Consider the following 14,506-nt stretch of genomic DNA (forward strand, 5'->3'; position numbering starts at 1 on the left):
TACACGAAAGCAATAGAGTCTTTAATTTTGAGAAAGTATTCATATTTGGGGGGTTTATGAATGTTAATTTTCAACTTGTAAAATCCATTTTTCGTGAATGTATTTACCATTCACATTATTATAGATTAATTTTAATATTTCTTTTTTGTCTTTTGAATACGATATATAAACGTATCTATATTTTTTTATGGGATGAATAAAGTAATTAGGCGTTAAATTATTTTTTTCTAATTCTTTTATAAATGATTCTGCATATCTTTTCCTAGCAAAAACATTTACAATTAGGTAAAAACCTTCTTCTAATTCTTTACTATTTTTTATTACTTCTGTTTTTGGCTCATAAGGTTTTTTATTTTCTACTTTTAAACTATCTTTTATTTCTAAGCCTGCTTTATTTTTAAGAATTGATCTTGTATTGCTTTTATTTAAAGAGTCTTTTGCAATAATTTTTTTTACATCTTCTTTTGTAAGAGTATCATTTACATTATTATCATTGTTGAGCTTATTGGCTAAACTATCTTTTTGTTTTAAAGATTTATTTTCTTTAGCTTCTATTTGAGTTTTACTTGTTTTTAATGTGTCTTTTACAATAATTTTTTTGTCATCTTCTTTTATAATAGACTTTGAATTAGTATCGGTTTTTAGTGTAAAACTATAATTTATTGGGTTTTTTGGTTTTTTTGAGAAAGAATAAATAATTCCAATTTCACTAGTTGGGCCTAAATCATTTTTACCAGTTTCATAAACATAAGAAATGGCCACTTTTTGCGATAATCTAATTCCAACTCCTGCAGAAGAACCAAAAAAGCCATCATAACCACCTTGTAACCAACCCAATTTTGGTAGATCTAACAGAATATTTCCTGTAAAATTACTATTGGTGTTATGGTTAGCACTATAAAAAAATCGTAATACCCCATCTTCTAATAATTTAATATTACTATTTAAAGGCTCTGAATATTGGGCATGAACAGAATAAGCTTTTTCTGATAAAGGGGTAATAAATTCACCTTCTTTAATATTATAATCTACAACATCTCTTAAATGAATACCTATATTAAATTTACCATAGTTATAGCTTAAAGCAGTTTGTAATATAATATTTGTTTTTTCTTGAAAGTTAAAAATTACTGGATCTGAAGTTGGGTCTAAAATTCTTGTTCTATCAATATCTATATGACTAAACATAAAATTAAAGCCAAGAGAAAGACTACTTTTAGTACTTAGTTTTATTCTGTAAGCATAGTTAGCAATAGCACCAAAGTTTGTAAAAACTCCAATTGTTTGTCTGTAAACTCCAACACCTGCACCAATATTTTCACTAATTTTTCCAGAAAAACCAAGAATATTAACAACAGGTGAATCTTCGAAACCTATAAAACTATTTCTACTTAACAGGGCTATTGATTTACCTGTTTCATTTACAACTGTAAAAGTTGGGTTTAACAAATAGGTATTCTGTTTTACAAAACTTTGAGAAGAAAAACGATTAAATATTTTTTCTACAGAATCTTGCGAATACAGTGAGGTTACTGTACATAATAAAATAATGATATGTCGTTGTTTTTTAATCATTTATTTTATGATGTTTATTGTACCTTTTTTAATAATACTTTTATCATCTCTTATTATATAGAAATACAGACTAGCTGTTTTTACATTATTTTCTGGCCAATTATTTTGGTAATTTTTTTGTTTAAGAACAGTTCTACCTCCAATCGAAATAATCTCTACTTCAATATTATTTTTAAAAGCAAATTCAGGTGGTATTTTCCAAGAATCATTTACTCCATCTCCATTTGGAGTTAAAATATTTGGTACATATATATTACCAGAGATTACAATTACTGTAAATAATTTTTCTACAGAACATCCATTTAAATAAGCGATCACTCTATAGTTTCCTGCCTTATTAATCTCTATACTAGATGAAGTTTCTATAATATTATCATTTTCATCAAACCACTCGTAAGTATCTGCACCACTTGCAGAGATCACTATAGATTCTCCTTCTTGAATTGTTATTTCATCATCGAAATTAAATTCAATAGAATTTCCGTCAAAAGACTTAATAATAATTTCTTGTGAAGTTTTATTACAAGAGAATCCTGTAGCTTCTATTCTATAATTACCAACTTCAGAAACTTTAAGAGTTGGGTTTGTTGCTCCTGTAATTGCTAAATCATTAAAAAACCACTGATAACTTAATCCATTAATTTGTGCAGTTGAAAGCGTAATTTCTTTGTTACTACAAAGTGAAAAAGTATTATCAATTGAAGTAACATTAATTTCTGGTAGTCCAAGCTTTACGTCTAAAGTATTTGATGTTGATGTTACAGAACCATTTATAATTTCAAGAAAATAGCTGCCATTTTCTTCATAATTATTGATAGTAATTTCGCTATTGGTAAATCCGTTAAGCAAATTATTGTCTTTATACCATTTAAATTCTAAAAGCGCAATTTGTGCTGTAGATAACTCATGTGTTGTACCATTAGTGTCTTTAGCCTGAATATTATCTAAAAAAAGATTTGTTTGTAAAGAAGAACATTCAGAATAGCTAGGTAAAGTTTTAATTATTGTTGTAAAACTATCAATAGCACTAACTGTAATAGCGTTTATAGTTTTGGTTTCAGAGCATCCATTTAAGCTTTTTTCGACTTGAGCATAATAAACTCCTGCTTCTGTTACGTTTAAATTATTTGTATTTGAATTAGGTATTTCTACATTGTCTTTAAACCATGTTATTTCTGCATTTTGTGCATTATGAGAAACATTAAGAACCTTTGTTTCTCCTGCTAATATAAATGTAGATGAAGTTGTAGTTGTAGAAATAGCGAAATCACTATCAAAATTTTCAATAGTAAATTCGCTAGATTTTTTAGAACATCCATCTTGGTTGGTAACTTCAATTTGATACAATCCTCCAGTAGTGATTTCTATATTAGTTCCTGTTGCATTTGCAATAGCAGAGCCATTTAAAAACCATTGATAGGAAACACCATTTTGTTGAGTTGAACTCAACCTTATTTGCTTAGAGTCACAATACGTGTTTGTATGATCATTAGAAGTAATAACTGGCTCAAGAACTCCTAATTTTACTGCTACAGTATTTGACTGAGATTTTACAGTACCATTAGAAATTTCAAGAGAATAATTACCATTTTCTACATGAGAATTAATTGTAATTTGTTTAGAAGAAAAACCATTTAAAGAATTATTGTTTTTGTACCAATTAAAATTTAACAAACTAATTTGATCATTAGTTAAGTCATAAATGTTTTGATTTACACCTCTAGCTTTTACACTTTCTAATAATAATTGAGTAATTGTAGAGGTACATTCTGAATAATCAGGTAATTTTTTAATATTTACATTAAACCCTTCAACAGCACTAACAATCATACTTTCAGAAGTTTTAGTTTCTGAACAGCCATTTACAGTATTTTTTACTGTTGCATAATAAATACCAGGTTCAGTAATTGTTAAACTAGTAGTATTAGCATTAGGTATTTGAACACTATTTTTAAACCAATTGATTTCAGCATTTTGAGCATTATGTGTAATTTCTAAGACCTTAGTCTCTCCTGATAGAATAAATGCTGGACTGGAGTTAATGTTAATTGAAAAATCACTATTTACATTGGTTATACTAATTTCATTAGAATTACTAATACATCCTTTTGTGTTAGATAACTCTACATAATACACTCCTGCTTGTGTAATTTGTAAAGTATTGTTTGTTGCACTAGATATAGCTGTGTTATTTAAATACCATTGGTAATTTAAACCATTTATCACATCAGCTGTAAGTGTAATTTGTTTATTGTCACAGTAAGTATATGTTGAATCATTACTAGTAATTTCAACTTCAGGCAATTTTAAATTAACGTCTAAATGATTTGAATTAGAAGCAACTGCGCCATTAGAAACTTCAAGAAAGTAATCACCATTATTTTCATAACCATTAACGTTAATTTGCTGATTAGTAGCACCATTTAATAAAAGATTATTTTTAAACCATTTAAAATTTAATAAAGCTATTTGGCTATTAGTTAAGCCATGAGAAACATCATTTACATCTATCGCTTTTACTAATTCTAATTGTAATCGTGCTGAAGTAGAAACACATGCTGTATAATTTGATGTTGTACCAATATTTAATTCAAAGCTTTTAAAATTATTAACAATAATACTATCAGAAGTTTTAGTTTCTGAGCAATTATTTACTGTACTTTTAACAGTAGCAAAATAAGTTCCAGGCTCGTTAATATTTAAATTAACTGAGTTAGAATTTGGTATTTCAATGTTATTCTTATACCAAATAATTTCAGCATTTTGTGCATCATGAGTAATAGCAAGCACTTTAGTTTCTCCTGATAAAATATTTATTGGAGTAGCTGTATTTATATTTACTGAAAAATTGGTGTTAACGTTGTTAATTGAAACTTCATTAGATGTGTAACTACAACCAAATTCATTGGTAATTTCTAAAGAATAAGTGCCAAAATCTGCTGCATTTGAAATATTTATTGATGGAGAGTATGCAGGTAAGTTATCGATTTTTACCCCATCTTTAAACCAACTATAAGTGTATAAATTATTACTTACAGAGGCTTCAAGTGTGTAAGATTCATTTTCACATAAGTAAACATTAGAGTCACCAATAATTTTAGCTTCAACAGCATCACCTATATTTACCTCTACAATATTAGATGTTGCAGGCGAATTACAAGCACCATAATATATTTCACAATAATATAATCCTGGCTCATCAACAGTTATTGAAGAGCCTCCTAATGTAAATTTTTGTCCATTTTTGTACCATTGTAGATTGTTTGTAGTAGAAGTAGCTACACTTATTTCTTTAGACTCACCTTCGCAAAGTGTTACGTTTTCAAAATTATTTAGCACTAAGTTTTCTAATGACATAAAATAAGCTTCAAATGCATCAGATTCTGGGCTAATTTTTTCTGGAGAGGATGATTTTACTCGAATTTTATAATCACTACCTGCAGTATTTTGAGGTATGCTAAAAGTTGTAGTAAATCTAAAAGTATTGTTTTGGTTTGATATTGTTTTTATAGCAGTTGGCGAAGAAAAATCACCAGAAGCGTCTGATAGTTCTAAAGTAAAAGTGTTATCTGAATTAAAGGTAGCAGCTATGTAAGTCACCTCAACATCATACATGTTAAAGGAATTGCTTGCACAAGCATTCGTAAATTTTAAAACAGGCTTTAAAAGTTCTTGTGATTCAAGAACTTGAGATGCGAGTAATAAAAGGAGTATTATGGGGGCACCTTTTCTAATCACTTTTTAATAATATTCAATAACTATTTACAATAGTTATGGGGGTTTGAATTGACTAATGTACAATTTTATTGATTATAATTGAAAATTTAGATTAAATTTTTAGTCATTTTTTCCTTATTTATAAAATTCTTAATTTTAAGTGTCTCAATTTTAGTAATTATTTAAAAACTGTAATGTTATTGATAAAATTACGACTAGTTTTGTACACAATAAATTAAAAGAATGACAGAAAATTTAACTAGAGAAACTTTTTTAGAAAAGGTTTTTAATTATACAGAAAATAAAGATTGGAAGTTTGAAGGTGATAAACCAGCATTAATTGATTTTTATGCAGATTGGTGTGGTCCTTGTAAAATGTTGGCTCCTATTTTAGAAGAATTATCTGAAGAATATGGAGACAAAATCAATATTTACAAAATTGATACTGAAGCAGAGCAAGAATTAGCTGCAGCATTTGGTATTAGAAGTATTCCTTCTATGCTGTTTTGTCCTATGGATGCAGAACCACAGATGGCAAATGGAGCTTTACCAAAAGCTGAATTAGAAAGAGTAATTGCAGATGTTTTAAAAGTAGAAAAATAAGCTTAAATTTTTTAAAAGTTAGAAACTCGGGCATCATGATGTTCGAGTTTTATTTTTGTTAAAATTTAATACATAAGAATTTTATGCATAAAAAAATTATGTATATTTGTTTTATGGGAAATCAAAAATTATATAAAGGTTCTTTACAAACCATTATTTTAAAATTATTAGCTAGCCATTCTAAAATGTATGGTTATGAAATTACTCAGAAAGTAAAAGAATTAACTAAAGGAGAGCTTAATATTACAGAAGGTGCTTTGTATCCTGCTTTACACAAATTAGAAGCAGATGGTTTGCTAGATGTAGAGGTTGCTAAAGTGGGTAACAGATTACGAAAATATTATAAGTTAACAGAAAGAGGTACAAAAGAAACTGCCAATAAATTACAAGAAATGCAAGAGTTTTTAAAAACCATGCAGCATTTAGTAAACCCAAAATTTAGTGTAGAATAATTTTTTAATTATGGAATTAACTAAAAGCCAAATACAGCAAATAGAACTTCGTTTAAAATCTGGTGGAATTAAATATTGGGATTTACGCCTTGAAATTATAGACCATATTGCAACAGATTTAGAGCAAAACTCTGAAAGTAATGACTTTAATAAAGAACTAAACAATTCTTTAAAACGAATTGGTTACCTAAATAATTTATCAGCAGTAAATACAAAAGGTTGGCAAAATGTAAATAAATTTTATAGAAAGAGATATTTAGATAATATTAAAACGTATTTAAAAAAACCATTGATTTTACTCTTAGTAGTTTTAAGTATAATTACAAATTATTTTCTATTTGAATATTTACCATTAAAAACTTTTAAGCTACTTAACTTTTCTCTTTATATTATTTTTTCTATTCCTTTTTTTGTTTTAACCACAAAACTTTGGTTAAAGAAATATGGTAAATCTGTACACTTAGATTATGGTATTTTTTACTTCGGATTTGCTTTAATAATGATAAACTTACCCATTCAGTTTGCTGGATATTTTGAAGCTATTTATCAAAAAATATTTTTAATACTATTGTTACCTATTTTTATATTGGCTTCAATTTCTGGGTATCAACTTTTTAATGAATCAATTCAAAAAGTAGAAAGAATTAGAAAAGAACTAAATCTATGAAACTTACAGAAAATCAAATAGAAGCTTTATACAAATTTACGCGTCAACATTATGTGTATCATTATGATGTGCAAACAGAATTGGTAGATCATTTAGCCAATGATATAGAGCAAATATGGGAAGAAAACCCAAGGTTTTCTTTTGAAGAAGCAAGAGATAAATCGTTTAAAAAGTTTGGCATATTTGGTTTTATGGATGTTATTGAAGCCAAAGAAAAACAAATGAATAAACGCTACTGGAAACTGATTTGGAGATTTACAAAAGAATGGTTTAGTATACCAAAAATCATTATTACAATATCTCTATTTCTTGGTATTTTATTATTAATTCAGATTAAAAACTCAGAGTATTTTATACTTACTTTCTTAGCTGTTGCTGTCTATTTTGAAATGTTTGCAATTTATTTAAACCGAAAAAAACAAAAGAAGAGAGAAGAAAAAAATGAAAAAATATTTCTGCTAGAAGCTATGATAGGCACAACAAAAAACGGATACACAGGTTTTTTGTTTATAAATCTTTTCAATTTTGTAAATTTAACAAGGCTAGATTTTTCATCATATGCTATTCACTGGTTAATTTTAATTGCCTTAATTACAACGTTATTAATAATTATTTTTTACGTTTCTAATTATGTATTGCCTGAAAAAGCAGAAGAATTATTGCAAGAAACTTATCCAGAATATAAATTAGTAAAAAACTTGTAACATATTCTTATTTTCAACTACTTATACACTAACTAAACCAAGTATTTTATGATTTCACATTTTTTAAAGCTAGAGTGGAAACAGTATTTTAGATCTGCTCATTGGCAAAAAGGGATAGCCATAAAAGTAATTATGGTGTTTTTTGCTTTATACTTTATAGTATCTTTCTTAGCTGTTGGAGTTGGAGGTTATTATCTTCTTAAAAAAGAATTTCCAGATCAAGATCCTTTACAAATGGTAAATGCCTATTTATTATATGCTTTTTTAGGTGATTTGGTAGTAAGGTATTTAATGCAAAAGTTACCTGTAATGAATATTAAGCCTTTTTTAATTTTACCCATTAAAAAAAGCAAATTGGTTCATTATGTTTTAGGTAAATCGTCTTTTTCTGCATTTAATATTTTTGGGCTGTTTTTTTATGTTCCTTTTTCAATAGTATTAATAAATGAAGGCTATACTACTTCTGGTGTTTTAGGATGGTTGTTTTTTATTATTTTACTAACTCAAGCTAACAATTTCTTAAACTTTTTAATTAATAAAAACAACAAAGCATTTGTAATTATAGCCTTTCTTTTAGCTCTTTGTATTGGTTTACAAAAATTTGATGTTTTTGATATAACTGTTTATGGAGGTCAGCTTTTTGATGCCATTTATGCATCACCTATTTACGCGCTATTAGGTGTTTTATTAGTTGTGATTTTATATAATTTAAATTATAAACAACTAAGAAATCAAGTATATTTAGATGAAGCAGTTTCACAAAAAGTAGTAGAAGCAAAATCAGCAGATTTATCTTTTGCGAATAGATTGGGTGATGTAGCTCCATTTATAAAAAACGATATGCGTTTAATCTGGAGAAACAAAAGAACAAAAACAGTATTTTTAATGTCTTTTCTTTTTCTTTTTTATGGTTTAATCTTTTTTACACAAGAAACCTATCAAAAAATGCCAGCAATGTTAATGTTTGCATCACTTTTTGTTACTGGAGGTTTTACGTTTAATTATGGTCAATTTATTCCTGCTTGGGATAGTGCACATTACAAAATGTTAATGAGTCAAGGATTTAGATATCGTAAATTTTTAGAATCAAAATGGATCTTAATGGTTGTTATGACGTCAATTCTATACTTCTTAAGCATACCTTATTTATATTTTGGATTAGATATTTTTTTAATGATTACTTGTGGTGCCATTTTTAACATTGGCTTTAATTCATTGTTCTTATTGTTTGCAGGTTCTTTTAATAGAAAAAGAATCGATTTAAATAGAAGTGGTTTTGGTAATACACAAGGTACTAGTGCTACACAATTTATTGTCATTATTCCTTTAATGTTGTTTCCGATGTTAGTGTTTTGGTTACTCAATAAATTTGTAGGTGGTAATTCAGGTTATATTGCTGTTGCAGCAATTGGTGTTTTATGCTTATTGTTAAAAAACTATGCCATGAACTTTATAGAAAAAAAATATATAAAAGATAAATATGTAATGATAAATGCTTTTGGTAAAGAAGCTTAATAATCAACTAAACAAAATAAGATGATAACAATAGATTCAGTTTCAAAAAAATACGGAAAAGCAGAAGTGCTAAATGTAGCTTCTTTAGAAATACCAACAGGACAAAGTTTTGGTTTGGTAGGTAATAATGGTGCAGGAAAAACCACTTTGTTTAATATATTATTAGATTTAATTAGACCTACAACAGGTGCAATTATAAATAACGATATTCAGGTAAATACAAGCGAAGCTTGGAAAAACTTTACAGGCTCATTTATAGATGAATCTTTTTTAATTGGCTATTTAACTCCAGAAGAATATTTCGATTTTATAGGTGAGTTAAGAGGTATGAACAAAGCAGATATCAATACATTTTTAGCACAATTTGATGAGTTTTTTAATGGGGAAATTCTTGGAAAGAAAAAGTATTTAAGAGATTTAAGTAAAGGAAACCAAAAGAAAGCAGGTATAGTAGCTTCTATGATGGGTAATCCTCAAGTAGTTATTTTAGATGAGCCTTTTGCTAATTTAGACCCAACTACACAAATTAGATTAAAAAAGATCATTAAAACATTAACAGAAAATAGAGAGATTACTGTTTTAATTTCTAGTCACGATTTAACTCACGTTACAGAAGTTTGTGAAAGAATTGTAGTCTTAGATAAAGGACAAGTTGTCAAAGACATTGAAACATCTGAAGCTACTTTAAAAGAATTAGAGAGCTATTTTGCTGTTTAATTAGACTATTCTTTTATAATCACTATTTTTACACTCTTATTTATACTAATTTCAATAGATTTTAGTTGTAAATAAGAGTTTTTGTTTTGTGATACCAAATTTTAATTTAGATTTATCAGTGTGAAAAACACCTCAAAAATATTTTTCTTTTTATTACTTGTTTTGGTCGTCTTTGCATGTGGGCCAAAAAAAGACACTATTATTCGAAGAAACTATCAAGCTTTAGTTACTAAATACAACGTTTTATTTAATGGTAAAGAAGCTTTAAATCAAGGCATAGAAGAACTTAATGAAAACTATAAAGACGATTGGTTTGAGAGATTACCTATAGAACCAATAGCCTTTGAAGAAGATAAAATTATAGCTCCTACGTTTAGCAATGGTCCAGGAACAGGATTTAACAATACGAATAATTCAGATAAAAAACCAAGTACTCCATTTGAGAAGGCAGAAGAAAAAGCTGTAAAAGCCATACAGAAACATGGCATGAATATTAATGGTATAGAAAGAAATAGACAAATAGATGATGCTTATTTATTACTAGGTAAAGCTCGCTATTATCAACAAAGATTTATACCAGCTATAGAGGCTTTTAATTATGTAATTGCAAATTATCCAAATGCAAATTTAATTGCTGAAACAAAAATTTGGAGAGCCAAAGCAAACATTAGAAATGATTTTGAAGATACTGCTATAGAAAGCATGAAATTATTGCTAATAATTAAAGATACTTTAGAAGCAGATTGGTCTAATGAAATTAAAGAGAAAGGCTATACAGCAATGGCTATGGCTTATGTTAAAAGCGATAGTTTACAGAAAGCTAAAGAGAGTCTTAAATTAGCTACAAGAACATTAGACAATACTACTCAAGCTGCTAGAAACTTATTTATACTGGGTCAAATGTATGCTGATGAGAATAAAAAAGATTCAGCAAGTCAAGTATTTAAAAGGTTGGTCAATTTTAAAAAAGCACCTTATAAATATAGAATACATGCAAATATAGAATTGGCTAGAAATACATCAAATGATTCTACTTCTGCAATAGTTTTAAAAACGTTAGATAAACTTATTAAAGACAGAGATAATAGGCCTTATTTAGATGAATTATATTATCAAAAAGCTCTACTACATGAGAGAAATGATAGTATTGGTTTAGCGTTATCAAATTACAAAAAGTCTTTAAGAGCTAAAGATGGTAGTGATAAACAAAAGACATTTACTTTCGAAAAATTAGGGAATTTAAATTTTAAAGATGCAAAATACCAATTAGCAAGTGCTTATTATGATAGTATCTTACAGATTTCTACAGACAGTTTAGATTTAAGAATTAGACGTATTAAAAGAAAACATAAAAACTTAGCATCTTTAATTAATTTTGAAAATATAGTAGATAAAAACGATAGCATTATTAGAATTGCATCAATGACCCAAGAAGAACAAAAACAGTTTTTTGAAGGGTATGTTGCAAAAATTAAAAAAGCAGATGAAGATGCAGCTCAACTTCGTTTAAATCAATTGGCTTTTGGAAATAGTGGTAACAGTTTAGGTTCTTCTAAAAAAGGAAGTTGGTACTTTTATAATAGTCAATCTTTAAATTTTGGTAAAACAGAATTTATAAAAAACTGGGGAGTTAGAAAGTTAGAAGATAATTGGAGGTGGTCAGATAAAGCAACAATTGGTGGTGTAAAAGAAAATGTTGAAAATGAAAATCTAGTTAATGCTAGGTATGATGTAAACACCTATTTAAAAAGTATACCCTCAAGAACATCAACTATAGATACATTAAAGTTAGATAGAAATCAGGCTTTGTATGAGTTAGGATTAATTTATAAAGAGCAATTTAAAAATAACGACCTTGCTATTAAAAGATTAGAAAGAGTCAATAAATTAAATCCAGCTAAAGAATTAATTTTACCTATTAATTGGCATTTATATCAAATTTATAATAATACTGGTAATAAAGATAAAGCAGCAATTCATAAAAAAGTAATTTTAGAAGATTATGCAGAAACTAAATTTGCTCAAATTATAAACAATCCAAATGCTGATTTAAAAGAAGAAATTGAAGTTAGTGAAGTAGAAAGTACTTATAAAGATTACTACTATTTATATAAAGATGATAAATTTGAAGAAGCTGTAACTAAAATTAATGAATATCTCCCATCAATTCAACAATCAGAATTATTACCAAAATTCGAGTTGTTAAAAGCGTTAGCTATAGGTAAATATAAAGATAAAGAAGCCTATAAAAAATCTCTTGAGTTTGTTTCTGTTAGCTATGGTAATACAGAACAAGGTAAAAGAGCAAAGGCTATTTTAGATAAATTGACAAGTAAATAATTAGCAAAATGGAAAGAAATGTAATTGCTAAAAAAACAACAATTACTGGAGATATTTCTTCTGAAGGAGATTTTAGAATAGATGGTATCTTAGAAGGTACTTTAAAAACTAATGGAAGAGTTATTATTGGCTCTGGTGGTTTTGTAAATGGCAAAGTAGATGCTTTAAATGCAGATATAGAAGGTAAAATTTCTGGAAAGTTAGAAGTAAAAAAAACACTAACAGTAAAAGCTGCTGCAGATATATCAGGAGAAGTTATAGTTGGTAAGCTTTCAATTGAGCCAGGAGCTGCTTTTAACGCAACTTGTGTCATGAGAGTTGTACCAGAAGAAGATAAAAAACAAAATGAAACCAATAAAAAGGGAGAAAAACAACAAAACAAAAAGCAACAAGCTAAAGCAAAAAAAACCTTTAAATAAAGCATTACAATTATCTGGTGCTGGTTTACAAATGGGGCTAACCATTTATTTAGGTTTTTTGTTAGGTGAGTGGTTAGATAAAGTCATTGAAAAAAATTTCTTAACAGAAACCATAACTTTACTTTCTATCTTTTTAGCTATGTATTCATTAATAAAACAAGCGAATAGAATTAATGATTAAAACTATTTTTTTATACAGTTTTATTTTCTTCACACTCTTTTACATTTCTTTTTCTTTACACAATTACTTTCTAGAAGAAAACCAAGTTTTGTTACCCTTTTCTCTTAAAAAAGTGTATTTATTTCATTTAGGTTTTTCTATGCTTATTTGCATAAATTTTAAACTACTTTCTTCTGTTAATAAAATTGCAGATCAATTAGGATTTATATATTTAGGAACTTTATTATTAAAAATAGTTTTGTTTAGCATAATCTTTTATCAATCAATATTTACAGAAGAAGAGCTAAGTAAAATCTCTAGAATTTCCCTGTTAATTCCTGCCTTAATTTTTTTATTAACAGAGGCTATTTTTGTGGCTAAAATTTTGAATAAAAGAGATATATCAAAAATACCTTAAAAAAGGGTTTGTAGTTTTGAATTATTACGTACCTTTGCGCCGAATTTAGAAAGCGTATTTTTACAATGAAGATTGCACAAAAAACAATCAAATTTCTTACAATAGCAATGGTAGCCTTTTTTACAGCTACAACTTTTGCTTCTGGTACAGATAAAAAACACGACGATCAAAATGATGGAGGACGTGTAAATACGAAAGAAGAAGTAGAAGCTTATATTCTACATCACATTAAAGATTCTCACGATTTTTCTTTGTTTTCATATACAGGTGACAATGGAGAAAGACATCATTTCGGATTTCCATTACCAATTATTTTATGGACAAGTGAAGGGTTAGTTACTTTCATGTCTTCAGAATTTCATCACAATGATGATGGTCATGTAATTGTTGAAAAGAAAGGATTAAAATTCGCAAAAGTTCATTCTAAAATTTACGAATTAGATGAAAGTGCTTCTTCAATTAGTTTTGACGAGACTCATCATCCAACAAATGCTCACAAAGTTTTAGATTTTTCGATTACTAAAAGTGTAGTAGGTATTTTATTTATAGGGTTATTGTTGTTGTTCTGGTTTTCTAGATTGGCAAAACAATATAAGACTAAAAAAGTGCCAACAGGTTTCGCAAGAGTTTTAGAGCCTTTAGTAATTTATGTTCGTGATGAAATTGCAAAACCAAATATTGGAGAAAAACATTACAGAAGATTTACAGGATATTTATTAACAGTATTCTTTTTTATATGGGTATTAAACTTATTAGGTTTAACTCCATTTGGATTTAATGTAACAGGTCAATTAGCAGTTACTGCTTGTTTAGCCATCTTTACATTAGTTATTTACACAGTAAGTGGTACAAAGGGATATTGGATGCATATGGTTTGGATGCCAGGTGTACCAGTATTAATTCGTCCAGTTTTAGCGATTATAGAATTAGCTGGTGCGTTATTAATTAAACCATTTTCATTATTGGTTCGTTTGTTTGCGAACATTTCAGCAGGTCATATTGTGGTAATGAGCTTAATTGCAATTATGTTTACACTTAAAGAATCTTTAGGGGTTGTTGGTGCAACAGGGTTGTCATTAGTATTATCATTTTTTATAACATTAATTGAGGTTTTAGTGGCTTTCTTACAAGCTTATATCTTTACAATGCTTTCAGCATTATTTATAGGTATGGCTGTAGAAGATCATGATGAGCATCATTAATAAAAGTTTGTTTAATT

At 27.6% G+C, this 14,506-nt stretch carries 13 protein-coding genes; 11 read left to right on the plus strand and 2 right to left on the minus strand.

What is annotated here, in order from left to right:
- Positions 1-63: 63 nt before the first annotated feature.
- Positions 64-1,575, minus strand: a complete 1,512-nt coding sequence (locus ACFOWD_RS03655) for a PorP/SprF family type IX secretion system membrane protein (protein WP_377408205.1) — start codon at positions 1,573-1,575, stop codon at positions 64-66.
- Positions 1,576-5,313, minus strand: coding sequence for an Ig-like domain-containing protein (locus ACFOWD_RS03660; RefSeq protein WP_377408207.1), 3,738 nt, complete (start codon positions 5,311-5,313; stop codon positions 1,576-1,578).
- A gap of 222 nt (positions 5,314-5,535) precedes the next feature.
- On the opposite strand from ACFOWD_RS03660, the gene trxA reads away from it, so the two are divergent.
- The 11 genes from trxA (at position 5,536) to atpB (ending at position 14,489) form a co-directional block, all read left to right on the plus strand.
- Positions 5,536-5,895, plus strand: coding sequence for a thioredoxin (gene trxA, locus ACFOWD_RS03665; protein WP_298990726.1), 360 nt, complete (start codon positions 5,536-5,538; stop codon positions 5,893-5,895).
- A 113-nt stretch (positions 5,896-6,008) separates the two neighbouring features.
- Positions 6,009-6,347, plus strand: coding sequence for a PadR family transcriptional regulator (locus tag ACFOWD_RS03670; protein WP_298990728.1), 339 nt, complete (start codon positions 6,009-6,011; stop codon positions 6,345-6,347).
- 10 nt (positions 6,348-6,357) lie between these two features.
- Positions 6,358-7,014, plus strand: a complete 657-nt coding sequence (locus ACFOWD_RS03675; RefSeq protein ID WP_377408209.1) for a hypothetical protein — start codon at positions 6,358-6,360, stop codon at positions 7,012-7,014.
- Positions 7,011-7,718 (plus strand): hypothetical protein, encoded by a 708-nt coding sequence (locus ACFOWD_RS03680; RefSeq protein WP_377408211.1) that lies wholly within the window; start codon positions 7,011-7,013, stop codon positions 7,716-7,718. The genes ACFOWD_RS03675 and ACFOWD_RS03680 overlap by 4 nt, the downstream gene beginning before the upstream one ends.
- A gap of 48 nt (positions 7,719-7,766) precedes the next feature.
- Positions 7,767-9,233, plus strand: a complete 1,467-nt coding sequence (locus tag ACFOWD_RS03685; RefSeq protein WP_377408213.1) for a DUF5687 family protein — start codon at positions 7,767-7,769, stop codon at positions 9,231-9,233.
- 21 nt (positions 9,234-9,254) lie between these two features.
- The gene (locus ACFOWD_RS03690; protein ID WP_377408214.1) at positions 9,255-9,950 is read left to right on the plus strand and encodes an ABC transporter ATP-binding protein; all 696 of its coding nucleotides are present in this window, start codon (positions 9,255-9,257) and stop codon (positions 9,948-9,950) included.
- A 120-nt stretch (positions 9,951-10,070) separates the two neighbouring features.
- The gene (porW, locus tag ACFOWD_RS03695; RefSeq protein ID WP_377408216.1) at positions 10,071-12,290 is read left to right on the plus strand and encodes a type IX secretion system periplasmic lipoprotein PorW/SprE; all 2,220 of its coding nucleotides are present in this window, start codon (positions 10,071-10,073) and stop codon (positions 12,288-12,290) included.
- An 8-nt stretch (positions 12,291-12,298) separates the two neighbouring features.
- Positions 12,299-12,709, plus strand: coding sequence for a bactofilin family protein (locus ACFOWD_RS03700; protein WP_377408218.1), 411 nt, complete (start codon positions 12,299-12,301; stop codon positions 12,707-12,709).
- Positions 12,636-12,890: an AtpZ/AtpI family protein gene (locus ACFOWD_RS03705; RefSeq protein WP_377408220.1), complete on the plus strand. Its 255-nt coding sequence runs from the start codon at positions 12,636-12,638 to the stop codon at positions 12,888-12,890. Before ACFOWD_RS03700 ends, ACFOWD_RS03705 begins: the two co-directional genes overlap by 74 nt.
- Positions 12,883-13,287: a DUF6168 family protein gene (locus ACFOWD_RS03710; RefSeq protein ID WP_377408221.1), complete on the plus strand. Its 405-nt coding sequence runs from the start codon at positions 12,883-12,885 to the stop codon at positions 13,285-13,287. Before ACFOWD_RS03705 ends, ACFOWD_RS03710 begins: the two co-directional genes overlap by 8 nt.
- A 65-nt stretch (positions 13,288-13,352) precedes the next feature.
- Positions 13,353-14,489: a F0F1 ATP synthase subunit A gene (gene atpB, locus ACFOWD_RS03715; protein WP_377408223.1), complete on the plus strand. Its 1,137-nt coding sequence runs from the start codon at positions 13,353-13,355 to the stop codon at positions 14,487-14,489.
- Positions 14,490-14,506 lie beyond the last annotated feature (17 nt).

Origin of the sequence: Polaribacter marinivivus, assembly GCF_042651285.1 — a bacterium.
Lineage (GTDB): Bacteria > Bacteroidota > Bacteroidia > Flavobacteriales > Flavobacteriaceae > Polaribacter > Polaribacter marinivivus.